This window comes from Acinetobacter tibetensis (genome assembly GCF_023824315.1).
GTDB lineage: Bacteria > Pseudomonadota > Gammaproteobacteria > Pseudomonadales > Moraxellaceae > Acinetobacter > Acinetobacter tibetensis.
This window is the reverse complement of the sequence record NZ_CP098732.1, coordinates 1,676,385-1,701,852: the sequence shown is the minus strand read 5'-3', so window position 1 is coordinate 1,701,852 and position 25,468 is coordinate 1,676,385. Positions and strand designations below refer to the sequence as shown.

Here is a 25,468-nt window from a genome sequence, read left to right as displayed (position 1 = left end):
CTTTTAATTTTAAAACAGATGTTTAGATGGATGTATTGAGTGAATAATTTTGAGTTTTTTGATGTCGATACACCGCTTGACCCAAGATTAAAATCAAAAAAATTGCCAAGATAAATACAATGCCGTAGTACACATAAAGATACTGTGGCTTCATACCTTGATCTAAAAATAGACCTGCTATGGTTGGAGATAAAATGGCGCCAATTCGCCCAAACCCAATTGCATAACCTACACCACGACTTCTAATCTCTGCCTCATAAATGGTCGGTGAGATTGAATAAAGTCCCGCAACACAGCCGTTAATGAGTGTACCCAGTAATAAACCCACCAGTAGTGCAATGCTGACTTGTGATGAAACGGCAACAAATAAGAATATACAGAGTGCTGTTAAGCCTAAAAATAAGCTGAGCGCGTAGAAAATTTTAATCCGTGAAGCTAAAAGCCCAATAATCGCTGCACCAAAAATACCACCAATACTGATTAAAATTCCTGTACTGACGCCTTGATCTGGCGACATGCCCATCGCAATTAAAATTTTAGGTGTCCAACTCATCACAAAGTAAAAACCAAACATGACCAAGAAAAAGGCGAACCATAAACATAAGGTTTGAACTCCCTGATGACCGCGAAACAGTTTTGCTACATCACTGCCCTTTTGCTGTTCAACTTGCGCATACTCTGGTAGCACCTGTAAATGTTTCAACTGCATACGTTGCAAAATCGTATTGGTATTTTCCAGCGCACGTACAGGTTTTTTTGCCAATAAATAATCAAGCGATTCTGGTAATAACCACAAAGCAAAGATGAACATGATCAGCGTTGTTATACCACCTGCTAGAAAAACTGAACGCCAACCTAAATGTTCAATTAAGAAAAACGTCAATACACCACCTAAAGTTGCCCCAATGCCGTAACCTGTAGACATTAAACTTACGGCTAGGCTTCTCCAACGTGCATTTGCATATTCACTTGCCAGTACGTTACTACTCGCCAGAATCCCTCCAACGCCAACACCTGTAATAAAACGTAAAATAGCCAACATCATGTGATTTTGAACCAATGCACATGCGGACATACTTAATCCTGCAATAATCAAACAAATCAGAATTAAGAAACGGCGACCAATTTTATCTGCTAACGGTGCCAAAAAAATGGAACCTGCGGCCATGCCAAATAGGCCTGCGCTGAGTAATATCCCGATTTCTGCACCAGACAAAGTCCATTCTGCGGATACTGAAGGTGCTGTGAACGCCATCACCATGACATCAAAACCATCAATGACATTCAGAAATAGACAAATCAGAATCACGAACCATTGGTAACGGCTCATTTTATTATGGTTAATCTCATCTAAAACATTTCTTTGCATTGTGTAACTCCCAATTAGGAACGGAAATACACACGACCATGTGGGAACACAACATTGGGTGATTATGCATATCCATATCCATAATTGCCTAGAAGGGATAATTAAGAATGAAAGTGATCCGATGGACAGATCATTTTTATGAAGCATCCTGCTCTTTTTCTATACTGTATAATTGGATCCATAAAATCAACTAATTTATTTGGTTTTTTATCACATAGTTAAAAACTCATATAAATCAAATTATTAATTAGGCATGATTATTAGCATAAAGGCGAAAATGATTTTAAAAGTTTCAAAATCACGATGTATGGATCCATTTGTCAGAAAACCAAGAATCCAAATCTAACGGTAAAATGGATCCATAAAGTGAGCTTCATAAAATATGTAACTTGCTAAAACCAATAACTTACAAACTAAAAATCATAAAAAATGCCAGATGACATTTGACAAGACCATTAAATCGACATAAATTGGATCCAATAATTGACACGGAGTCATCATAATGTTCATAAAAAATGCATGGTATGTTGCATGCCGCCCCGAAGAAATCCAAGACAAGCCATTAGGTCGCACTATCTGCGGTGAAAAAATAGTTTTTTACCGTGGCAAAGAAAACAAAGTGGCTGCTGTCGAGGACTTCTGTCCGCATCGTGGTGCACCACTTTCACTCGGCTATGTTGAAGATGGTAATTTGGTTTGTGGCTATCACGGGTTGGTCATGGGCTGTGAAGGAAAAACTGTAGCAATGCCAGCACAACGCGTGAACAGTTTCCCATGCAATAAAGCCTATGCTGTGGTGGAAAAGTTCGGTTTTATTTGGGTTTGGCCTGATGATAAAGATCAAGCTGATGAATCCAAACTTCCCGAACTAGAATGGGCAGATCATCCTGAATGGAGCTATGGAGGTGGCTTATTCCACATTCATTGTGACTATCGCCTAATGATTGATAACCTCATGGATTTAACCCATGAAACCTATGTACACTCTAGCAGCATTGGTCAAAAAGAAATTGATGAATCACTGCCAATCACCAAAGTAGAGGGTGATCATGTCATTACCGAACGCTATATGGACAATGTGATTGCTCCTCCTTTTTGGCAAATGGCACTTCGTGGTAATAAGCTCGCAGATGATATCCCTGTAGATCGTTGGCAGCGTTGTCATTTCTTCGCCCCAAGTAATGTACATATTGAAGTAGGTGTTGCACATGCAGGTCATGGTGGCTATGACGCCCCTAAAGACAAAAAAGTGTCTTCAATCGTGGTGGATTTTATTACGCCTGAAACTGAGACTTCACATTGGTATTTTTGGGGCATGGCACGTAACTTCCAGCCTGAAAATACAGAATTGACGGATCAAATTCGTGAAGGACAAGGCAAAATCTTTACGGAAGATTTAGAAATGTTAGAGCAACAACAACAAAACATTCTCAATAATCCGCAGCGCAAATTACTGATGTTGAACATTGATGCTGGTGGAGTTCAATCACGCAAAATTATTGAGCGCTTACTGAATGAAGAAAGACAGGCTGCGGTAAAACCTGAAGTGACTAAATTTCCAAATATTCATGTGATTTAAGGATAAAAACATGGACGTGATTATCAATAAAATTCATCAGCTTACCCCTTCTATTCGTGCCTTTGAACTTATTTCCACAAATGGTTCGATCCTGCCGTCATTTGAGGCTGGATCGCATATTGATGTACATCTTAAAAATGGACTTACACGGCAATATTCACTTTCTAATTGTTCGAGTGAAAACAATCGCTATGTGATTGGGGTGTTACACGATGAAAATTCACGTGGTGGTTCTCGCTGCATACATAATGACTATCAAGAAGGTGATGTATTAAGTATTGGACAGCCACGTAATTTATTTGCATTGCATGACAATACAAAAAAAGCTGTATTGTTTGCAGGAGGTATTGGGATTACCCCTATTCTTTCAATGGCTTACCGTTTAAAAGCACAGAACATTCCATTTGAATTGCATTATTTTGTACGTAGCCATGAAATGATCGCCTTTTATGGCAATTTAACCCAACTCTTTCCAGAACAGATTCATTTTCACATTCAAAATCAGGTTGATACTGAATGTGATATGGCAAACGTATTGCAACAACCCGATGCGAGCAAACATTTGTATGTCTGTGGGCCAACAGGCTTTATGCAATTTGTCATGCAATCGGCTGAAACAGCAGGTTGGCAACCTGAACAACTGCATCAAGAGCATTTTGTAGCACAGCAAAGTAAGCAGGAAAATGATGAAGCATTTACTTTGGAAATTGCTGGCACAGGACAGCGAATTGAAATTCACCCAGAACAGACTGTAACTCATGCCTTGTTAGCGCATGGTTTTGATGTGCCTGTATCCTGCGAACAAGGCATCTGTGGTACTTGTATTACCCGTGTTGTTTCTGGTATTCCAGATCATCGGGACGTATTTATGACGGACGAAGAACGTGCCTTGAACAATCAGTTCACACCTTGCTGCTCTCGCGCTAAATCTAAACATTTGGTGATTGAGCTATAGGAACACTCGTTTTACTCCTGCTCAAACTGATTGAGCGGGAGTTTTTCATTACACCTCAGTCAATATGTTTTTGACCGTCTCCCCCAACAACGCAACACTGCTATGTTCTCGCATTAAAGTTTCGGCACGGCCTGATTGACGCTGGAGTAAAGCTTCATAAATAGAGCAATGCTGCAAATGCGCGTAGTGTAAGCGACGGTATTCAGATAAAGCGCGTGATTCGTCATAGGTAATGGCTTGAACGGAAGCCATAGGCAATTGATTGTTTTTTGCTAAGGCCTGAATAAGCGCAATATTTTGCGCACCTTGAATAATCGTGTCATGGAAAATTACGTTAAATTCATGATAACGCTCTAATTCCTCATCCCCAAATTCAGTGTGTTCTGCAAAGAGTTGCTCTATTTGTTCTATACAGTTTTTTAAAGTTTGCTGCTGCTGTTCCGATAAACCTTGTTCTGCTAAGGTTTTGGCAGCTAAACCTTCCAGTACTCCACGAACTTCCAAAGCATCATTGATCAATTCATTTGAGATTTCACGTACCGTATAACCGCGTGTCGGGTTTTTAATTAACAACCCTTCTTGTTCCAGCAAGCGGAAGGCCATACGAATAGGCTGACGGGATACCCCAAGCAACTCTGCTGTTGGAATTTCAGCAATGCGACTGCCGCCTTCAAGCTCACCCGCGATAATCATTTTTCTTAATTTAATTAAAACTTGTTGCCCTGAAGACATCCCTAGCCACACTTGTTCAAAGATTTCAAAGTCATGCTAGCAAGATCAATCATCAAGTGACAATACATTTCTAACAGAGAAAACATCTACATCTATGCATGGGTATATTAAAGCCTCATCTTGGCTCACTCTGAAGCTGCTTCAACTTTGGATTGTTTTAAGTTATTGACCATAATGTCTAAATTATTGCGAATTAAATAAGCCAAGTTCATATCGATCCCCTGCAACATTTTAGTTTCCAACGCTTCCACTACCGCATTACACTCGGTTAATTTAGCCAAACCACTTTCTGTCACTGTAAGCAAAATACGACGACCATGGGTTGGATCTGGGGTTTTCTCAATCCATTGCTGTTGCAATAAATCTTGCAAAATTTTATTGGCCGATTGTGGCTTAATAAATGAACGTTCTGCGAGTTTAGCATTCGATAAATTATTTTTAGAGGCCAAAACAGAGAGTGCGGTGAACTGAGGTAAAGTGATGTCTAAATCTTTTAAATGTTCTGTTAAATATTTACTAATTACTCGGTCTATACGTGCGATGGTATAGCTTAAACGTGGGCCATCTTCTGTTTTTTTATCAACGGTATTTGAACGCATCATAATTTTTCATCATAAAATCTAAAACTAAAAAAGAAGTATGAGATTGGACTCTCATACTTCTTTGTATTTAACGAGCTGTCGTACTTTGTATTAACTGTACAGGCTGTTTAGGCTTTCTGACAAGCATCAAAGCAGAAATCGCTGCGATCAGAATCACTGGAATACTTGAACCAATCACAATCGTAGCACTTTGCCCCAATGACAGTAAAAAACCAGCAAGGAGTGGACCTGCAAAAGACCCAATTCGACCAACAGCTACGGCTGCACCTACACCTGTGCCTCGCATTTCTGCTGGGTAATAAATGGCAGCAAGTCCATATAATGCAGACTGTCCACCGACAATAAATAACCCACAACCCACTGCTGAGAGTGCTAGCACTGCTACGGTTGGAGAAAAAGACAGACAACACAAGGATACCAAAATGCCGAGATAAATAAATTTAATTACGAAACTCATGCGCATTTTGTCTAACATCATGCCCATCAAAATTGAGCCAAAAACACCACCAATGTTATAGCCCATTTGCACATAATTGGCTTGCAGTTTGGTTAAACCTTGCGCACCCATCAATAGAGGCAGCCAATTCAGCAAGAAATACAACACCACCAACGTACAGAAGAAACTGATCCAAATTTGAATGGTCGACATTCTTCTTTCTTTAGCAAATAACACTTCAAAAAAAGGCGTTGCCGATTGGGTTTTATGGGTTATGTAATCCGTTGATTCAGGTAGATATTTCATCAATAGTGGGATTAATAGAATTGGTGCGATTCCTCCCACATAAAAGATATGACGCCATTCTGCATCGCCAGCCAAAAGCATCGCAACCACAGAAGTGAGTAAGCCACCACATGGAATACCACTGTACATAATACTGACTGCGGTACCTTTACGGTCAGATGAAACTGCCTCGGATGCCAAAGTAATCATCATGGGTAAAGCACCCCCCATACCCAATCCAGTCAGAAAACGAATGACTAACAGGAGTTCATAATTTGCAGCAAAGGCAGTTACTAACGACATGACGCCAAAGAGCAAAATACTGAAAATTAATACTTTTTTACGACCAATATAATCGGAAAGCCGCCCACCGATAATCGCACCTGGTAAAGTTCCGATAATCGCTGCACTAAAGGCCCAAGCCATTTGGGCATTATCCAACATAAATTCTGCACGCATACGTGGGGCGGCAACTCCCATAGATTGAAGATCGAAACCTTCAAAAATTGCGATTGCAAAACATAACAGCAAAGTGAGTTTGGCCCTTCCCGAGGGCTGATGCACTTTATCCATAACTAAATCCTTCTTTTGATATTTCCATGAAATCTTGTTGTTTTGTGCTGTTCATCGAACACCTATAAAATATCAGTTAGGCTGATTTAAAAATCAATACCAAAATTCATTTATTTTTTATAAAAATTATTTTAATTATATTTTTCAATAGTATAAAAAATTTATGCAAAATAATTCAAAAAACACTTGAATGTAAGTTTAACTGATATTAATTTAGGTGAAGAACAACCAGACTGTCATTCAAGGAGCAAGCACATGACATATGAAAACCGTTGGGAAACTGTTGATGTACAAATTGAAAATGGTATTGCATGGGTTATTTTTAACCGCCCAGAAAAGAAAAATGCCATGAGCCCAACATTGAACCGTGAAATGATTGATGTTCTCGAAACATTAGAACTTGATCAAGACGCTCGCGTGTTGGTATTAACCGGATCTGGGGACTCTTGGACAGCAGGCATGGATTTGAAAGAATATTTCCGTGAAGTAGATAGTCAACCAGAAATTGTACAAGAACGTATCCGTCGTGATTCTTGTCGCTGGCAGTGGCAATTATTGCGTATGTATTCAAAACCAACCATCGCTATGGTCAATGGATGGTGTTTCGGTGGTGGCTTCTCCCCTTTAGTGGCCTGTGATCTTGCCATTGCAGCAGACGAAGCAACCTTTGGTTTATCTGAAATTAACTGGGGGATTCCACCGGGTAACTTGGTCAGTAAAGCAATGGCAGATACTGTTGGACACCGTACCTCGCTGTATTACATTATGACGGGCAAGACTTTTAGTGGAAAAGAGGCGGAAAATATGGGCTTGGTCAATAAAAGTGTACCTTTGGCTCAACTTAAAGCCGAAGTCACTGAACTTGCTAATATTTTGCTAGAGAAAAACCCTGTGGTATTGCGTACTGCTAAAAATGGCTTTAAACGCTGTCGTGAACTCACTTGGGATCAAAATGAAGATTATTTATATGCCAAGTTAGATCAATGTAACCATCGCGATACCGAAGGCGGACGCCAAGAAGGTCTGAAACAGTTCCTAGATGAAAAATCTATTAAACCGGGTTTACAAAGCTACAAGCGTACTGGCTAATTTCTGGTTTTTTAAAATGGTTAAGTAAGGATACAACCCATGCACAATGTACAGTTAAAACAAGATGAATCTGTAGACACATCAAACATTCATAAGGTGCAATTGCTGATTCACGGGCAATCTGTCGATGCATCGAATCAGGCAACGTTTGAACGGATCAGTCCGATTGATGGTCAAGTCGCCAGTATTGCAGCGGCTGCGACATTAGCCGATGTTGATTTAGCAATAGCATCTGCGGAAAAGGCTTTTCCTATTTGGTCGAAACTTTCTCCTACTGAACGCCGCTTACGTTTACTCAAAGCAGCGGACTTGATGGATGCCAGAACGGATCAATTTATTCAAATTGGGATGCGTGAAACAGGTTCAACTGCGACATGGTATGGGTTCAATGTCCACCTTGCTGCCAATATGTTACGTGAAGCAGCAGCCATGACCACACAAATGGATGGCAGCCTTATTCCGTCCGATGTGCTGGGCAATATGGCAATGGGGATCCGTGTTCCGTGTGGGGTTGTGGTTGGCATAGCGCCATGGAATGCGCCGGTGATTTTACCCACCCGTGCGTTGGCGATGCCACTAGCCTGCGGTAATACAGTGGTACTCAAAGCGTCCGAAGCTTGCCCTGCAACACAGCGTTTAATTGGTCAAGTGTTGCATGAAGCAGGTCTTGGCGATGGTGTGGTAAATGTCATTACTCATGCTGCTGAAGATGCACCACAAATTGTGGAACGCTTAATTTCTCATCCTGCGGTCAAACGAATTAATTTTACGGGATCCACTAAAGTCGGGAAAATTATTGCAGAAACAGCGGCCAAATATTTAAAACCAGTTCTACTCGAACTTGGTGGAAAAGCGCCTGTGGTAGTGTTGAATGAAGCTGATGTTGATGAAGCTGTTAATGCAGTTGCGTTTGGTGCTTTTTTCAACCAAGGGCAAATCTGTATGTCCACTGAACGTGTACTTGTTCAAGATGGGATTGCCGATCAATTTGTTGAAAAACTGATTGAAAAGACCCGTACCATTCATGCAGGAAATCCAACCTTTAAAGGGAATGCTCTTGGTGTATTGGAAAGCCAACGTGCAGCAAATCGCATTCGACACTTACTAGAGGATGCGCAAAGCAAAGGTGCAAATTTACCGCTTGGCATTCATATACAAAACACCACCATGCAACCAACTTTGGTTTTAAATATTCAACCCGAAATGCTGCTATATCGTGAAGAATCTTTTGGCCCTGTTTGCACGGTACAACGCTTTAGCAGTATTGAAGAAGGCATTGCCCTTGCCAATGACAGTGAGTTTGGTTTATCTGCTGCCGTGTTTAGTCAAAATATTGCACAAGCACTGGATGTTGCGAAACAAATTGACTCAGGCATTTGTCATATTAATGGTGCAACCGTACACGATGAAGCACAAATGCCTTTTGGTGGAACCAAAGCCAGTGGCTACGGGCGCTTTGGCAGTAAGGCTTCGATTGCAGAATTTACAGAATTGCGTTGGATCACCATACAAACACAACCGCGTCATTATCCAATTTAGTAATTGGATTTGACCTTAATATTCAATAAAAATGCATGAAGCAAAAATATAAAGCGCAGTGATGCGCTTTCCATGGAGTGAAACCAATGCAAATGAATGCCACTCAATCACAAGATCGCGAGCGCTTTGTAAAACTGGGAAGTCATGATGTCGATTATGTTTACAAAGATCAGGTCTTGTATCTTCATCCCAAAGAACAACTTAAAAATTACCCACAAAAACTGACTGATCGTCTGATTCATTTTGCGCAAACTAAACCAGAGCATATTTTTGCGGCAAAACGAAATGCTCAAGGTGAGTGGGTCAAGCTCAATTATGCTGACACCTTACAACGTGCATGGCATATTGCCCAAGCCTTACATAATCGCAATTTGAGCGAACAGCGCCCTTTACTTATTTTATCGGGCAATGATCTTGAGCATTTAACGCTGTCGATGGCTGCGATGTTGGCTGGTGTTCCATTTTCTGCCATATCCCCTGCTTACTCACTGATTTCACAAGATTTTGGTAAACTCAAACATGTTTTCGATGTGCTTACTCCGGGCATGGTCTATGCCAATGATGGTCAAGCCTTTGCCAAAGCTATTCAAAGTTGCACCCAAACGGAGATCGAAGTTGTTACCAATAAAGGGATTTTAGGTGAACAAAGTTGCACTTCATTTCAATCACTTTTAGATACGCCTGTCACCAATGTGCAGGAGCATTATCAACGTTTAGATGAACATCAAATTGCCAAATTTTTGTTTACCTCAGGTTCGACTAAACTACCGAAAGCTGTCCCAACTACACATTTGATGTTAAGTGTAAATCAGCAAATGTTATTACAAACTTTCCCAGAGTTTGAAGAAACACCGCCTGTATTGCTCGATTGGTTGTCTTGGCATCATACCTTTGGCGGTAGCCATAATGTCGGTATCGCCCTATATAACGGCGGCACTATCTATATCGATGATGGTAAACCTGTTGCAGGCAAGTTCGATGAGACGATTCGAAACTTAAAAGAAATTTCACCCACAGTTTATTTAAATGTACCCAAAGGTTGGGAAGAACTCACCGATGCACTGGAAAAAGATGCTGAACTGCGTGACTGCTTCTTTGCCAAAGTGAAAATTTTATTTTTTGCCGGTGCTGCTTTATCCGAAGCAGGCTGGAACCGACTAGACCGAATTGCACAACAACATTGCGGTGAAAAAATCCGCATTATGAGTGGACTTGGCATGACCGAAACAGCGCCCTCTTGTGCCTTTACCACAGGCCCGCGTGTTATGGCAGGCTTTATTGGCTACCCAGCACCCGGCTGCGAAATTAAATTAGTTCCTTATGGCGACAAACTTGAATTTTGTGTCCGTGGCAAACACGTCATGAAAGGTTATTGGCGCTTAAATGAAGATCAGCAAAGTACAGTCTTTGATGAAGAAGGCTTTTTCCATACTGGAGATGCGGTTCGCTTGGTCGATGTCAATGATCCAACTCAGGGCTTGATGTACGATGGCCGTATTGCAGAAGACTTTAAACTCAATACAGGCACGTTTGTAAATGTTGGCACCTTACGCAATAAAGTGCTAATTCAAGGAAATTTACTGATTCAAGATGTCTGTATTACGGGGTCTAACCTAAACGCAATTGGCTTTTTAATTTTTCCGAAACTGGATGCCTGTGCCGATTATGCAGGGCTGTCTTTATCAGAACATCGCGCTGAAGAAATTTTGAAACACCCAAAAATCCAGCAATGGTTCCGTCAATTTTTAATGCACTACAATAAAGATGCAACAGGAAGTTCCAATCGCGTCTCTATGCTGTATCTGCAAACTGAACCACCGCAACTGGATGCGGGTGAAGTCACCGATAAAGGCAATCTCAATCAAGGCAATATCATTAAGCGTCGTGCCGAGAAAATTGAAGAGTTGTATCAAAAACAAACCGAGAATTCGCTGATTATTCGAATTCCAACTTTAAACAACTAAATCACTGAAATAACAGTAAAAAAGCTCAATTTATTTTGGGCTTTACCCTTACTTTTGCCAAAAAAAGGTTAAGTATGCAACAAGATACTGAATTTGAACTGTTTCGCGATAATTATCGACGCTTTCTAAAAGAATATGTCGCTCCACATTATGAACAATGGGAAGAAGATGGTCTGATTCCAAGACAATTATGGAACCAGTTGGGTGAAAACGGCTTTTTATGTGTCGATGTTCCTGAAGAGTATGGTGGTTACGGTGCTCCTGTGCACTATTCACTCATGTTAGTACAGGAAACTGCGCAAGCAGGTTTTACCTCTTTAGCCGTTGCAATCGGTGGACAAAATGAACTGGTTTCTCCATATATCCAAAACTTAGGCAGTGAAGAACAAAAGCAATATTGGCTCCCCAAAATGGTTACTGGCGAAGTCGTCACAGCCATTGCCATGACCGAAGCCAATGCAGGCTCAGACTTACAAGCCATTCGTACTCAGGCTATTCTGAATCAAGATCATTATATGGTGGATGGTTCAAAAACCTTTATTTCCAATGGGATACATGCTGACCTGATTGTCTTGGTGGCAAAGACTAATCCTGAAGCACGAGCAAAAGGCATTTCCCTGTTATTGGTTGATGCTGCATTAGAAGGTGTTGAAAAAGGGCGATCTTTGAAAAAAATTGGACTCCATGCTCAAGACACTGCTGAGTTATTTTTCGATCAGGTCAAAGTGCCCAAGAGTCAAAGATTGGGAGAAGAAGGTCAAGGTTTTGCCTACCTGATGCAGGAGTTACCTCGTGAACGCTTAAGTATTTCTATGATGGCTTTGGGTTCGATTTTAGGTGCTATTGAAATCACAAGTGATTATGTCCAGCAACGTAAAGCCTTTGGTCAGCCTTTAAGCCACATGCAGAACACGCGTTTTGTATTGGCCAACACACAAATTAAGGCCAAAGCGGCTCAGGCTTTTGTCGATCAATGTGCGGAACAATACAGTCGAGATGCTTTAAGCGTGAGCCATGTCGCTGCATTGAAATGCTTTATTACCGATACTCAATGCGATGTGATTGATCAATTACTGCAACTGTTTGGTGGCTATGGCTACATGCAGGAATACCCAATTTCACGTTTCTTTGTCGATGCTCGTGTGCAAAAAATTTACGGTGGCACCAATGAAATTATGAAAGAAATTGTCGCGCGGGAAATGCTCGGAAAATAATTCGTTTAAACAAGAAATGAAGAACAGACTTCGATCCGAGGTCTGAATGTAAAACAACAATGATATTTCAGGAAGAAATGCAATGCAGACTAAATTATGGATGTACTCTACCCTTATGCTCTCCAGTTCAGTATTTTCAGGTAGCTTTATTGATAACAGCACAGTCGATTTAACTACACGAAATTTTTATTTTGACCGCGATTATCAAGAACAGTCCAAATACCCAGCCGCTAAAGATTGGACGCAAGGTTTTATTCTAAAAGCCAATTCAGGCTATACCGAAGGAGCAATTGGCTTTGGGATGGATATTTTAGCGACGGCTGGGTTTAAACTGGATGCCAGTGCGGACTATGCAGGAACAGGAAATTTACCGCGGGATACTGTGACCAATGAACCTGCTTCTGGTTATGGAGAAATTGGGGTCACAGGTAAATCTAAAATCAGTAAAACTGAATTAAAGGTTGGAACACTTCGACCAATGAATCCTGTACTGGTTGCCTCACCTGCCCGTTTATTACCACAAACCTATCGAGGCATTTCCTTAGAATCGAAAGATATTCAAAATCTCGATTTCCAATCGGCTTATATCGACAAGGTTAATCATCGTGATTCAACCAATTACGAAAACATTAAAATATCAGGCGTAAATGGGCGCTTTAAAAGTGCAGAAACAGATGGGCTCTATTATTTGGGAGGACATTACCAGCTCATCCCCGATACTAAACTCACCAGTTTTTATATGAATGTCGAAGACTTATATGACCAATCTATGTTTGGGATTACCTATAATCACAAATTCAATGAGAACAATCATTTAAGTTCACAATTACGTTACTACCGCAGCCGTGATGAAGGTCAAGCCAAAGCTGGTTTGGTGGATAATGATCTGATTCATGGTTATTTTGAACTGAAACACCAGAACCACAAATTTATTTTGGCGACCTTCCATCATAATGGCGACACCGCATTTCCCTATTTAACAGGCGGAGAAACAGGGCTGCTAATTGACACTTGGCCTGCGGAGTTTTTGAACCCTAAAGAGCGTGTTTACAGCTTCCGTTATGAATATGACTTCAAAAACTATGTACCGGGTTTACGCTTTATGACCCGTTACACCACAGGTGACAATATTTATGCGCCAAATTTGGGTGGAACCGATTTAAAAGAACATGAAACCGATTTCGACATTGGTTATACCGTACAAAACGGACCATTAAAAAATCTAGGTTTACGTGCCCGTTACGCGATGTATGACAACAATATGCTCTCGACCGCCAACATCAAACCGTCCAATGAAACACGCTTCAACATCGACTACACATGGAAATTTAAATAATGCCTACAGAGGTTCTGCTGCTGCCAGAACCTCTTTTTTGCGAGAGAAATCTGATGAAAAACATACTCGGTCTTTGCTTTGGATTGAGCTTATTCAGCCAGACCTATGCTGAGACTCAATACCATCCACCAGCACTTCATCTTAAACCTTTGGCTACTTTTAGTGTCGATCTGAATGCGCCTGTTTGGGAGCTGGGAAATACCAGTGATGGTGGCAAACGCCGCATTATTCCAATCACGGGTGGATCATTTGTAGGCAACGCGTTTAAAGGTCGCATTTTAAATAATGGTGCCGACTGGCAAATTGTCGATAGCAAAGGCCTCGCCATTATTGATACTCGCTACCTACTTGAAACTGAAGATAGCGCGCTGATTTATCTTCAAACCAAAGGTTATCGATATGGATCAACCGAAGTATTGAAACAACTTGCAGAGGGTCAAGATGTCGATCCGAACAAATACTATTTCAAAATCACCATGCAATTTGAAACCAGCTCACCCCAATATGCTTGGTTGAACCAAACGGTAGCCGTCGGGAGTGCCATGCGTTTAGGCAAAGCCGTAATTTATGACGCTTACACGCTTCAGTGATCAGGCAAATTATTCATTTTTCTCATCTTCATTTGAAACAAGGATCTTTCGAAATGACGCTGAAAACTTTAGAACACCTGCCTCCCATCCACCATCATCTGGGAGGTCACAATATTCAATGGAATGCAGATCAAACTGAACTGGAAATTAGCTACGTGGCGCTAGACAGCTTTACCAATCCTCGAGGAAGTGTAGAAGGCGGGATGGTCTGCGCCATGTTGGATGATGTGATGGGGCTATTTGCTTATCTTGCCAATCATCAAACCCCAGCAACCACTATTAACCTGACTATGGATTTTTTACGTCCCTGCCAAGTGGGAACTGTACTCACCAAATGTCGCTTTACCAAACAAGGCAGAGCTATTCTTAGCCTTGAAAGCGAAGCATGGCAAAACGACAAACTCATTGCCAGAAGTACCGCAAATTTCATGGTACTTAGCCCCTAACCTATACGACATTGTTTGATATGGAACTTCAATCATGCAAAAAAACTTAAAACAAAAAAATGGGTTCATACCGTTAAGCGTATTGACCTTATGTATTGGTCTTTCAGCCTGTGGCGATAATGACAGCCCAAATACGACACAAGCTACAGCCACAATTCCGCAACTTGCTCCAGCCGTCGGAACCAACTTAAAAGGTTCATGCGCGGATTTACAAGGGTTTAAATATTCAAACACCAATATCACTTCTGCAAGCTTAGAAACGGCAGGTAGCTTAAAAGTTGCAGGTCAAGATATTGCGGCACACTGCTTGATTACAGGCTATATGTATCCACGCGTCAGTCCCGTAGATGGTCAAAGCTATCAAATTGGTTTTGAAATGCGCTTACCATTAGACTGGAATGGTCGCTTTCTTTATCAGGGTAATGGTGGAACTGATGGCAATATTGCCACAGCAACGGGGCAAGTGGGCAGCGGTGGTCCATTGACCAATGCCTTACATGATGGCTTTGCTGTTATTTCATCCGATGCTGGACACAACGCTTCACAAAATCCTTTGTTTGGCTTAGACCCACAAGCTCGAATTGACTACGGGTACGGTGCGATTACCAAACTTACCCCCATGGCAAAAAATCTGATTCAAGCTGCTTATGGAAAACTGCCAGACCGTTCTTATGCAGGTGGAACCTCAAACGGTGGTCGCCATGCCATGATGGCTGTAACCCGTCTAGCAGATCAGTATGACGGTATTCTTGCCAGTACGCCGGGTTTTCATCTACCACGTGCTGCTGCGGCTCAACTCTATACCGCACAACAATTGCGCCGTGTAGCTACGGATGAAAATGATTTAAGTACAGCCCTCACGCTATCGGAACGCAAACTGTTAGCGCAATCCATTTTAAATCAATGCGATGATTTAGATGGTGTTAACGATGGCCTAGTCCAAGATGTGGAAGCTTGTCGTACTGCTTTTGATATTCACCGCGATGTTCCAGTATGTTCTAGCACACGAGATGGAAGTTGTTTATCTACAGATCAAATTGACGTGCTTGTAAATATTTATCGTGGTCCCGTCAATTCGACTGGTGAGGCACTGTATGCCACACAACCATTTGACCCTGGGCTGATGGGCAGTAATTGGGCCAGTTGGAAGTTTGACTCCTCTGTCGGTACAGCGCGTGACCCTGTGGCTGTCGGAATTATTTTTCAGGTTCCACCAGATCCAAGCATGATGCAAAACTCTCGACAATTTGCCTTCAATTTTAATTTTGACGTGGACTATGCAAAATTATCGGCAACGAATGAAACCTATCAAGAAAGTGCGATGTCTTTTATGATTCCACCTGACGAATTAAATTTGGATCAGTTGCATCAACGTGGTGGCAAAATGATTGTAGTTCAGGGCACTGCCGATGGCGTATTTTCTGTAGATGATACCCAGAACTGGTACGATAAATTACTGCAAAAATATCAAAATAATGCCTCTGGCAATGCTCTAAGTTTTGTCCGTTTTTTTCGTGTTCCGGGTATGAATCACTCTCGTGGTGGCATCGCAACCGATCAGTTTGATGCATTAACAGCATTGGTTAACTGGGTTGAATATGGTCAGGCACCAGATCGAATCATTGCTGGCGCACGGGGTGAAGGCAATGCCAGTGGGCAAGTGAATACTGAATTGCCTACCGATTGGTCAGCAAACCGCACTCGTCCACTTTGTCCATATCCTTTGATTGCACGTTATAACAGTCAGGGCGACAGTGAGCAAGCCGAGAATTTTAGCTGTAAATTGTAATCAAAAATAAGTGTTTAGACACAAAGAAAGAGCGAAAAATTAGCTCTTTCTTTGTGTCAGGCTAAGACTATTTATAATGAATGGCTAAAAATCTTCCTCAAACATGACTTCTCCCCCGAACGTTCGATCTTGTCGGTGTAAAGTCAAAAATTTTAGAAGAGTTTAGACTCTTGACTGCATCTATCAAACAATCTGAATTGAAAAACTAGGTGTTTTAAAACCTCTCACCTAGTTGAATTTTAAAGATTTGAGTTTATTTCAATCGTATTATCATATCGTTGTGCTTTATTGATGATTAGAACTCAATCCCTAAAATTAACCGTATTGCGATTGCTGCCAATAATAGCCCCATCACTTTTTCTAAAATAGAATTATATTTTAGAAAGCCTGATCTGATTTTAGGCCGCGTAAAAATCAAACTGACAACAATAAACCACAAAGTATTCACCAGACACATCCATCCACCATACAGTATCTGTATGTATAACGGCGTTGTTGTGCTGACTATACTGGTGAAAATGGCCAAGAAAAAAATGGTTGCCTTAGGATTCAGCGCATTGGTCCAAAAACCTGTCATGAATGCCTGATGATAAGACATTTTTGTGTATCCAGAAGCAACATCCGTGTTGATTTCAATTGGACTCGACCCTCCTTTCAAACAATTCCAGCCTAAATAGAGTAAATATAAGGCACCAATGATTTGAAAAAGACTCATGAAAATATGATTTTGTGACAGAACCAGTCCAACCCCCATGAGGGTATAAAACACATGAACGGAAATGCCACAACCAATTCCCACGGCTGTCATACAACCAATCCGATAACCATGTTGAGTACTTTGCCGCACACTAATAATGAAATCGGGACCTGGAATAATCACTGCAAGAAAATGTATGAGCGCTAAGGTTAGAAATTCATGGTAATACACACTCATCCAGAAATACCTGTAGTTAAAGCGTAATGTACAGAAAGTTTCCCTTTCTTCATTTCCATTTTAAGAATGTCGACAGGGCCAATTTCAGATAAAGATTGGACATGTGTTCCACCACAAGGATAAGCATTCAATTCACCAAACTGAATTTCACGAAATCCAGCTTCATTAAGCGTAAGTTTTGCTGGTAAATCGGCATCTACAAACATCTGAATCAAGGTTTGTAAATAAATAGAATCTAGAAGCTCACACTTTTCAGTTGCTAAAAACTGCACTTTTGCATCATTGGGCCAGTGCTGTGCTTTGATTGGCTGCCAACCATAAGTTTCAATAATATGCCCAATTAAGTGTCCTGCACTGTGTAACCGGCTATGGAGTTGACGGGATTGAATATCAACTTTTGCATATACCTGACCTAAAGCTACAGCACGGTTACATAGATGAACAATGGCTCCATTTTTAAATGCCACATGCAAAACTTCACTTTCTGCAATATATCCAGTATCACTCGGTTGCCCTCCTCCTTGAGGATGAAATGGCGTGTTCTCTAATTTAATTTCAAATTGACCATTTTCCAGTAAAGTACAAGCCACAACTTCGACGTAACTTTCAGTAACACCAGATAAATAAAGATTTTTTACCATGAAATAACAACAGTATCTAAATATGAAAAAATTGTATAACTTTGTCTATGGGGTGATAATCCAGAAAATTATCAAATAACTTTTGCCTCATGAGCACAAATCAAAATTTAAACTTACTGAATGAAATGGTGACATTTGTAAAAGTGGTTGAAACAGGCAGTTTTTCTGAAACGGCACGTCAGTTTGGAACAACGCCTTCTGCAATCAGTCGAGCGATTTCACGCCTAGAAAAAGCATTAGGGACCCGACTACTACAAAGAACCACCCGTAAGTTACGCATAAGTGAAAGTGGGCAAGCCGTATATGATCGATGTCTAGATATGGTAAATGCGGCTCAAGCTGTGATGGAAAGTTCGGAAAAATTTCACTCAGAACCTCAAGGTCAAATTCGAATGAGTGTGCCTAAGGCAGTTGGGCATTATCTAATTCACCCCTATTTGCCTGAATTTTTGAGACTTTATCCTAAAATTGATATTCAACTACTATTAGAAGATCGTTATGTTGATTTAATTGAAGATCAAGTCGACCTTGCTATTCGTATTACGGAAAAGCCACATGATGGTTTGATGGGGCGGAAACTTTTAGAAATAGACCATGTAATTTGTGCAACCCCTGAGTATTTATCAAGGTTTGGTACACCTCAGCATCCACACGATTTGAAAGAACATCAGTGTATCTATTTGGGTGAGCAAGCAATTGATTCAAAATGGAAATTTCAACAAGGAAACAAAAGCCTTTCAGTCCATGTCAAAGGTCGCTACGCAGCGAATCATACTGGAGTAAGACTTGATGCTGCTTTACAGCATCTTGGAATTGCCAGTTTGCCGTTCTTTGTAGCAAATAAAGCAATGAAAAATAAGCAGTTAGTTCAAGTTTTGCCAGACTGGTATTTTAAAACCTATTATAGTGGTGGAGCATGGCTGTTATACCCTGCGACAAAACATTTGCCACCAAAACTAAAAGTATTAATTGAATTTCTTGCTCAAAAATTGGAACAAGAACCCACATTGTTAAGACCAGATTGATAAAAAAACATTCAAAAAGTTGTACGATAAAGCAATCAATGGGGAAATTTAGAAATGTGAACACCGACAAAAAATAAAGATTAATGTGTGTTATTTATGCTCAAAATATTAAAATTAGGCATTGTATAAATAAAAATTTAATAGATAAAAAATGATTTATACAATGCCTAAATATTATTAATTAATTAAAGTATTCCAGATATAGTCCATACGTTGAGAATATATAACTTTACTGCGAATAAGATAAACATCTTGAAAGAAGTGATAACCATCTAAGACGCGCAATTTATTTTCAGCAATTTCTTCTTCTACTAAAAGTTTAGGTAACCAAGCAACGCCTAGTCCTTGTAAAACCAAAGCTTTTAGATCTCCAGCATTGTCTGTTTCATATAAAATTCGATAATCCAGTTTATCTTCAATTTCACGATCAACACATTTTCTTAAATAAGCTTGCTTACTATAAGACAACAACGGAAAATTTTGCTCTAAACTGTATTTTTCATATTTATCACGTGCAGAAGCAACAGGTAAAATTTCCATTTTCACAATTTTATGAAATGCAAAAATTGCATGGTCTAACTGTTTTAAAGTTTCTTCATCACAATAGCAAATTAAGAAATCACATGAACCTTCTTTCAATAGTCGCATGCCCTGTTTCATATTGGCTGCAATAATTTCAAGTTGCAGATCTTTAATATCTGTATATAAATTGTGAATGAAATTGGGAAAAAACTGGGTAATTAATGAATGAGATACTGCGAACTTAATAGAAAGTTCATTGTTTTTAATATTTTTTTCCAGATACTTAATTGTTGTATCTAATTGATTTTGTATATTTTTTGCAGATGACAACAGAATTTGACCAGCATCCGTAAAGTCAACATTTTTGCTATAGCGTTTTAAAATTTGAAAACCTAAAGCATCTTCAATAGCTTGAATTCTGCGTGTAAAGGCAGATTGTGTTACATGTCTGAGTTCGGCCGCTTTTGAGATAGATTTTTCTTGTTCTAAAGCAAGTAGATCCTCAATCCAACGAATTTCCAATGACATTTGCGCTGTCCATAATCTAAGCGATGTTAATAATTATACAGTGTTATGCAAAAAATGCATGAATAAATATTTTTTTACATTAGTCAGGCTAGGTCTTCTCGCTCTAAGATAAAATTATTCCCGCTATAGAGCATTTCTTAATGAATATTGAAATTAAATCACGGACTGAAAAAGATTTACTCGGTTTTAAAGAAGTCCCATTCCATTGTTACTACGGTGTACAAACACTTCGTGCATTGGAAAATTTCAATTTAAGTCCGAATAAATTAAGCCATTTCCCAATTTTCATTAAAGCGTTGGCGATGGTTAAATCTGCATGTGCAGTTTCAAATTTTAAACTAAATAAATTAGAAGAAAATAAATACAATGCAATTCAACATGCTTGCCAGCAGTTGATGAATGATTTATATCATGACCAATTCCCAATTGATATGATTCAAGGCGGTGCTGGTACTTCAACCAATATGAATGCAAATGAAGTAATTGCAAATATTGGCTTGGAATACATGGGACATGCCAAAGGCGAATATAAATATTTACACCCAAATAATGATGTAAATATGTCACAGTCAACCAATGACGTATACCCTACAGCCATTAAAGTCGGTTTATTGTTTTCTTTAGATCAACTTAACACACCGTTCCAAAGCTTAATTGACAGCTTCCGTGCGAAATCTGAAGAATTTGCGCATATCTTAAAAATGGGTCGTACCCAGTTACAAGATGCTGTGCCTATGACTTTAGGTCAAGAGTTTGGTGCATTTGCTAATACCTTACAAAATGACTTGAATATGCTTTACAGCATCATGCCGAATGCATTAAGTGTTGTGAACTTAGCAGGTACAGCAATTGGTACAGGTATTAACACTGAAGTTGAATACCGTTTACATGCAATTGAAGCGTTGTCGCAAATTACGCAAAAGAACATTTCAAGTTCTCCTGACTTAATTGAAGCAACTTCAGACATGGGCGATTTCGTTCTATTGTCAGGCTTCTTAAAACGTACGGCGACTAAACTTGCTAAAATTGCCAACGACTTACGTTTATTGTCGAGTGGTCCACGTGCAGGTCTAAATGAAATTCACTTAGAACCACGCCAACCAGGTAGTTCAATCATGCCAGGTAAAGTGAACCCAGTAATTCCTGAAGCAATGAACTTGGCGTGTTACCAAATTATTGCAAATGACTTAGCGATTACCCTTTCTGCTGAAGCGGGTCAGTTACAGTTAAATGCAATGGAACCTTTAATTGCCTTTAAACTTTTCGAATCAATTGACTTGTTGGGTAAAGCAATGCGTATGTTCCAATTGAAATGTATTGAAAATGTTGTTGCGAATGCTGAACATTGCCAACACTTGGTAGATAACTCAATTGGTATTATTACTGTATTGAACCCATACCTTGGTTATGAAACGACGACTCGTATTGCCAAAGAAGCGAACGAATCTGGTCAAAGTATTCTTGCGCTCATTAAAGCTGAAAACTTGCTTTCTGATGAAGTTTTAGCAGATGTACTTTCAGTACAAAACATGGTACATCCTAAGCAATCTACATAATATTTTTATGTAATAGCTCAAAAAAAGGAACTTAGTCATAAGTTCCTTTTTTTGTCTGTATTACCCAATCAATTCAATAAGCAAAAGTTGCATCGCCATTGAGTTTTCATTCAAATCAATAAAAGCTCTACAGAATGTAGGAATATGAAAACTGCTCTTCACTCTTAGGATAAGCGATGTCGAAATAGCCAAGCTGCCAAAATATGCATCCCATATCCTATATCCCATACTAGCCAAGCAATTGGCTCAACATTTTAAAACCTTTTTTTTGGCAGGTTTAAAAGCGGTTGTACCTTCCCAGAAGCAAAATCCACTTAATTGAGCTAATATTAATCGGACTTTAAAAACAATTTTATATGCTACTGTAATTTTTGCAGTGGAGCCGATTTATATCATTTGCATACAGTTTTTCACTTTATCTTCATCAAAGTCATTCCATAATAAAAGAACATTATTAAACAAAATAACTCAGGTGTATGACGATGAATAAAATAAATGGAACCGTAAGTCGTGAAGTCCAAGATCATCTTTTATTCATTGGTTTAGACCGTGTCAGTAAACGAAATGCTTTTGATAGTCATATGATCTTGGCATTATCTCAGGCACTCACTGAATATGAAGCAGACCCATCTTTAAGATGTGCAATTATTTTTGCACATGGTGATCATTTTACAGCAGGCCTAGATTTGCTTGAACTGCAAGATAAATTGGCTCAAGGTATTTTTAATTTTACGGCGGATCAAATTGACCCTTGGGGAGTAAGTGGTAAACCCAGAACCAAGCCAGTCGTTGTTGCTGTACAAGGCACCTGTTTTACCGCAGGAATTGAGCTGATGTTAAATGCCGACGTTGTGATTGCCAGTGAAGATTGTACGTTTGCACAAATGGAAGTATTGCGTGGCATTATGCCTTTTGGTGGAGCCACAGTGCGCTTTGTCCAAGCAGCAGGTTGGCAAAAAGCGATGCCATACCTATTGACCGGGAAAAACTTTACAGCAGCCACTGCTTTAGCTTTAAATCTTATTTCTGAGAAAGTTGCTTGCGGTCAACAGCTTGCTCGAGCAACTCAAATTGCTCAGGAAATTTCTACAGCAGCACCTTTGGCAGTTCAAGCTTTAATCTGCTCTGCTCAGGAAGCACAACAAAAAGGCACAGCGTATGCCTTACAAAATTTAGCATCCTACTTACCTGCTTTGTTCCAGTCAGAAGATGCACATGAAGGTGTTATGGCAATGGTACAAAAAAGAAAACCTGAGTTTAAAGGAAAATAGAATGCTTTATTCAAGACCCGAAACCTTTATTCAATAAAAGACAGATACTTCACGCCAGATAAGGTTTAAGTCATAAAATGCCTTTAAAACATGGATCGCTCACATGAAAAAACATAACAGAAGTTTGAAATTCTTTTCTTCTGTTATAGTTTTTTATGCAAAAAGTGTATCTACTTCAGTCTGCAAAACTTAGCCATAATCATTACAAGCCATAATAGAGTGAGTTTTGTGATGAATGATGATCAAGGTTCAAGAAAGCCAGAAAAATATGCGGACAGTTCTATTTCAGATAAAGCCTTTAAGCGAATGATTGTTTGGTTTTTCTTATACTGCGCATTTTTTTGTATCTGTGTAATTTTTGTGGTGAATGCCGACTCTGCATTTATGCCTTGATATCACAGTACAAAATAACTCTAACACGACCCTGCGTGATATTTGCATCAGAATCGAAATCTTCAAATTTGATTCTGATGCAATACAAATGATGATGTTAAATCAGACTCATCAAATATTCTTAAAGCCAATTTGGCGTCTATAGTTCTGCACTTCAATCTGATTCAAGCTCAAATTATGATGTCCTATGACCGCATAATCAGTTAATATTTTTCAAAATAATTCAATAAATATGTGAAATATATGAGTGCAGAAGCGGATTCTATCAGTCTAATTTCCCCAGTAATCTTGCTGACTGCTGCAGTCATCGCTGTGCCAGTGATTAAACGCTTGGGGCTGAGTTCGGTATTGGGCTATTTAATTGCAGGATTAATTATTGGGCCATTTGGTCTGGCTTTTTTCTATGATTCAGCATCAATTTTACACATCGCTGAACTGGGTATTGTGATGTATCTGTTTGTGATTGGGCTAGAAATGCGTCCTTCACATTTATGGAGTTTAAGAAAGGAGATTTTTGGACTCGGAACTTTGCAAATTATCGCGTGTTCACTTGGACTGACTGGTGTTGGCTTAATTTATGGTTATCCTTGGCAAGTGAGTTTTGTATGTGCGGCTGGTTTTGTCCTCACTTCCACCGCGATTGTAATGCAACTTTTGGGCGATCGTGGCGATATTGCACAACCTCGCGGACAAAAAATTGTCTCTATTCTTTTATTTGAAGATTTGCTGATTGTACCTTTACTTGCGATTGTGGCGTTTATTGCGCCGAATCATATCGTTGAAAGTACCTCAGTACGGTTGCAAAACATTGGCATAGGTTTAATTTCAATTGCAGGCTTAATTGCTGCTGGCTATTGGTTACTCAATCCCCTATTCCGTTTATTGGCTGCCGCGAAAGCGCGTGAAGTGATGACCGCAGCGGCATTATTGGTGGTATTGGGTGCAGCTTTACTCATGCAAATCAGTGGGCTTTCTATGGCAATGGGGGCTTTTCTAGCGGGCGTACTCCTCTCAGAATCAACCTTCCGTCATCAAATTGAAGCTGATATTGAGCCATTTCGTGGGATTTTACTTGGCTTATTTTTCCTCGGCGTTGGCATGTCCCTAGACCTAAACGTGGTGAAAAATAACTGGCCGCTCATTCTCAGTGCCGTCATTGCATTGATGTTTGTTAAAGCGGTCATGATTTATCTTACTGCGCGTTTAACCAAAAGCCCGCATATCGAAGCACTTGATCGTGCATTACTGATGGCGCAAGGTGGTGAATTTGCTTTTGTGCTGTTCACAGCAGCAATGAGCGCACAAGTGATTAGTGCTGTAGAACGTTCAAATCTCACTGCCATTGTGGTTTTGTCGATGATTCTTACACCAATTCTAGGTATTTTATTTAAACGATTTACCCAAAAAACAGCACAAGTTTCATTAGACAATATCTGCATTGCAGATGGTCTTTCGGCTAAAGTCCTGATGATTGGTTTTGGTCGTTTCGGGCAAGTGACCAGTCAATTGCTACTCGCACGAGGGGTGGATGTCACGATTATTGATAATGACATTGACATGATTCAAAACGCGGAACGTTTCGGTTTTACCATTTACTATGGTGATGGTTCCCGTTTAGATATTTTACATGCCTCAGGAGCAGACACCGCTGAAGCGATTGTGGTGTGTGTAGACCATAAAGACACCACCAATAAAATTGTAGAGTTGGTACAGCATGAATTTCCTTTAACTAAACTGTTGGTACGCTCCTATGACCGTGAGCATGCCTTACATTTGGCCAAACAAAATGTGGATTACATGATTCGGGAGACTTTTGAGTCAGCCATGGTATTTGGTGGTGCGATTTTAGAAGAGCTTGGCGTTGACCTAACCGAGGTTGAAGAAATTAGTCGTGAAATCCGAGAACGTGATAAAGAACGCTTTGAAACAGAAGTTGCAGCAGATGATGTTTATGCAGGAATTGGCCTACAGTACACAGGCCCACGCCCGACTGCACCATTAATCACGCCTAAGCATACAGGGCAAATTATTAATGAATGCGACACACAACAGTAATCAAAATTATAAAATTCATAAATAAAAAGAGGCCTAATGAGACCT

The 25,468-nt window shown here is 39.9% G+C and carries 22 protein-coding genes; 15 read left to right on the top strand and 7 right to left on the bottom strand.

Annotated features, from left to right (window positions below):
- Positions 1-22: 22 nt before the first annotated feature.
- Positions 23-1,369 (bottom strand): MFS transporter, encoded by a 1,347-nt coding sequence (locus M5E07_RS08250; RefSeq protein WP_252218406.1) that lies wholly within the window; start codon positions 1,367-1,369, stop codon positions 23-25.
- Between the two features lie 502 nt (positions 1,370-1,871).
- Here M5E07_RS08250 and M5E07_RS08245 point away from each other — a divergent pair.
- Positions 1,872-2,948, top strand: a complete 1,077-nt coding sequence (locus M5E07_RS08245; RefSeq protein WP_252218404.1) for an aromatic ring-hydroxylating dioxygenase subunit alpha — start codon at positions 1,872-1,874, stop codon at positions 2,946-2,948.
- A gap of 10 nt (positions 2,949-2,958) precedes the next feature.
- The gene (locus M5E07_RS08240; RefSeq protein ID WP_252218402.1) at positions 2,959-3,903 is read left to right on the top strand and encodes a PDR/VanB family oxidoreductase; all 945 of its coding nucleotides are present in this window, start codon (positions 2,959-2,961) and stop codon (positions 3,901-3,903) included.
- A 48-nt stretch (positions 3,904-3,951) separates the two neighbouring features.
- Here the strand turns inward: M5E07_RS08240 and M5E07_RS08235 are convergent, their stop codons facing one another.
- The 3 genes from M5E07_RS08235 to mhpT all read right to left on the bottom strand — a co-directional run bounded on the left by M5E07_RS08235 (position 3,952) and on the right by mhpT (position 6,531).
- A complete protein-coding gene (locus M5E07_RS08235) occupies positions 3,952-4,647 on the bottom strand; it encodes a GntR family transcriptional regulator (protein WP_252218401.1) in 696 nt (231 codons plus the stop codon).
- A 113-nt stretch (positions 4,648-4,760) separates the two neighbouring features.
- Positions 4,761-5,237 (bottom strand): MarR family winged helix-turn-helix transcriptional regulator, encoded by a 477-nt coding sequence (locus M5E07_RS08230; protein WP_252218400.1) that lies wholly within the window; start codon positions 5,235-5,237, stop codon positions 4,761-4,763.
- A gap of 67 nt (positions 5,238-5,304) precedes the next feature.
- Positions 5,305-6,531 carry a 3-(3-hydroxy-phenyl)propionate transporter MhpT gene (mhpT, locus tag M5E07_RS08225; protein ID WP_252218398.1) on the bottom strand — a complete coding sequence of 409 codons (1,227 nt, stop codon included), beginning with the start codon at positions 6,529-6,531 and terminating at the stop codon, positions 5,305-5,307.
- 255 nt (positions 6,532-6,786) lie between these two features.
- On the opposite strand from mhpT, the gene M5E07_RS08220 reads away from it, so the two are divergent.
- From M5E07_RS08220 to M5E07_RS08185, 8 genes are all read left to right on the top strand, one after another.
- The gene (locus M5E07_RS08220) at positions 6,787-7,620 is read left to right on the top strand and encodes a p-hydroxycinnamoyl CoA hydratase/lyase (protein ID WP_252218397.1); all 834 of its coding nucleotides are present in this window, start codon (positions 6,787-6,789) and stop codon (positions 7,618-7,620) included.
- Positions 7,621-7,707: 87 nt separating this feature from the next.
- On the top strand, positions 7,708-9,159 hold the full coding sequence (locus M5E07_RS08215; protein WP_252223757.1) for an aldehyde dehydrogenase: 1,452 nt from the start codon (positions 7,708-7,710) through the stop codon (positions 9,157-9,159).
- 77 nt (positions 9,160-9,236) lie between these two features.
- Complete coding sequence (locus M5E07_RS08210; protein ID WP_252223624.1) at positions 9,237-11,123, top strand: feruloyl-CoA synthase; 1,887 nt, start codon at positions 9,237-9,239, stop codon at positions 11,121-11,123.
- A gap of 74 nt (positions 11,124-11,197) precedes the next feature.
- A complete protein-coding gene (locus M5E07_RS08205; RefSeq protein ID WP_252223622.1) occupies positions 11,198-12,337 on the top strand; it encodes an acyl-CoA dehydrogenase family protein in 1,140 nt (379 codons plus the stop codon).
- 82 nt (positions 12,338-12,419) lie between these two features.
- Positions 12,420-13,673, top strand: a complete 1,254-nt coding sequence (locus M5E07_RS08200; protein ID WP_252223621.1) for an OprD family porin — start codon at positions 12,420-12,422, stop codon at positions 13,671-13,673.
- 53 nt (positions 13,674-13,726) lie between these two features.
- The gene (locus M5E07_RS08195) at positions 13,727-14,263 is read left to right on the top strand and encodes a DUF3237 domain-containing protein (RefSeq protein WP_252223619.1); all 537 of its coding nucleotides are present in this window, start codon (positions 13,727-13,729) and stop codon (positions 14,261-14,263) included.
- A 53-nt stretch (positions 14,264-14,316) separates the two neighbouring features.
- Positions 14,317-14,709 carry a PaaI family thioesterase gene (locus M5E07_RS08190; RefSeq protein WP_252223617.1) on the top strand — a complete coding sequence of 131 codons (393 nt, stop codon included), beginning with the start codon at positions 14,317-14,319 and terminating at the stop codon, positions 14,707-14,709.
- A gap of 34 nt (positions 14,710-14,743) precedes the next feature.
- Positions 14,744-16,498, top strand: coding sequence for a tannase/feruloyl esterase family alpha/beta hydrolase (locus tag M5E07_RS08185; RefSeq protein ID WP_252223616.1), 1,755 nt, complete (start codon positions 14,744-14,746; stop codon positions 16,496-16,498).
- A gap of 295 nt (positions 16,499-16,793) precedes the next feature.
- Here the strand turns inward: M5E07_RS08185 and M5E07_RS08180 are convergent, their stop codons facing one another.
- The gene (locus M5E07_RS08180) at positions 16,794-17,432 is read right to left on the bottom strand and encodes a LysE family translocator (protein ID WP_116761246.1); all 639 of its coding nucleotides are present in this window, start codon (positions 17,430-17,432) and stop codon (positions 16,794-16,796) included.
- Positions 17,429-18,073, bottom strand: coding sequence for an alanyl-tRNA editing protein (locus M5E07_RS08175; RefSeq protein ID WP_252223614.1), 645 nt, complete (start codon positions 18,071-18,073; stop codon positions 17,429-17,431). Before M5E07_RS08175 ends, M5E07_RS08180 begins: the two co-directional genes overlap by 4 nt.
- 89 nt (positions 18,074-18,162) lie before the next feature.
- Here M5E07_RS08175 and M5E07_RS08170 point away from each other — a divergent pair, with 89 nt between their 5' ends.
- Positions 18,163-19,098: a LysR family transcriptional regulator gene (locus tag M5E07_RS08170; protein ID WP_252223612.1), complete on the top strand. Its 936-nt coding sequence runs from the start codon at positions 18,163-18,165 to the stop codon at positions 19,096-19,098.
- A 177-nt stretch (positions 19,099-19,275) separates the two neighbouring features.
- Here M5E07_RS08170 and M5E07_RS08165 read toward each other — a convergent pair whose 3' ends face one another.
- Positions 19,276-20,148, bottom strand: coding sequence for a LysR substrate-binding domain-containing protein (locus M5E07_RS08165; protein ID WP_252223610.1), 873 nt, complete (start codon positions 20,146-20,148; stop codon positions 19,276-19,278).
- A gap of 140 nt (positions 20,149-20,288) precedes the next feature.
- Between M5E07_RS08165 and M5E07_RS08160 the strand changes: the two genes are divergently transcribed.
- From M5E07_RS08160 to M5E07_RS08145, 4 genes are all read left to right on the top strand, one after another.
- Positions 20,289-21,704: an aspartate ammonia-lyase gene (locus M5E07_RS08160; RefSeq protein WP_116761238.1), complete on the top strand. Its 1,416-nt coding sequence runs from the start codon at positions 20,289-20,291 to the stop codon at positions 21,702-21,704.
- 482 nt (positions 21,705-22,186) lie between these two features.
- Complete coding sequence (locus tag M5E07_RS08155; RefSeq protein ID WP_434087800.1) at positions 22,187-22,975, top strand: crotonase/enoyl-CoA hydratase family protein; 789 nt, start codon at positions 22,187-22,189, stop codon at positions 22,973-22,975.
- 231 nt (positions 22,976-23,206) lie between these two features.
- Positions 23,207-23,368: a hypothetical protein gene (locus M5E07_RS08150; RefSeq protein WP_165492945.1), complete on the top strand. Its 162-nt coding sequence runs from the start codon at positions 23,207-23,209 to the stop codon at positions 23,366-23,368.
- 243 nt (positions 23,369-23,611) lie between these two features.
- Positions 23,612-25,423 (top strand): monovalent cation:proton antiporter-2 (CPA2) family protein, encoded by a 1,812-nt coding sequence (locus M5E07_RS08145; RefSeq protein ID WP_252223607.1) that lies wholly within the window; start codon positions 23,612-23,614, stop codon positions 25,421-25,423.
- Positions 25,424-25,468 lie beyond the last annotated feature (45 nt).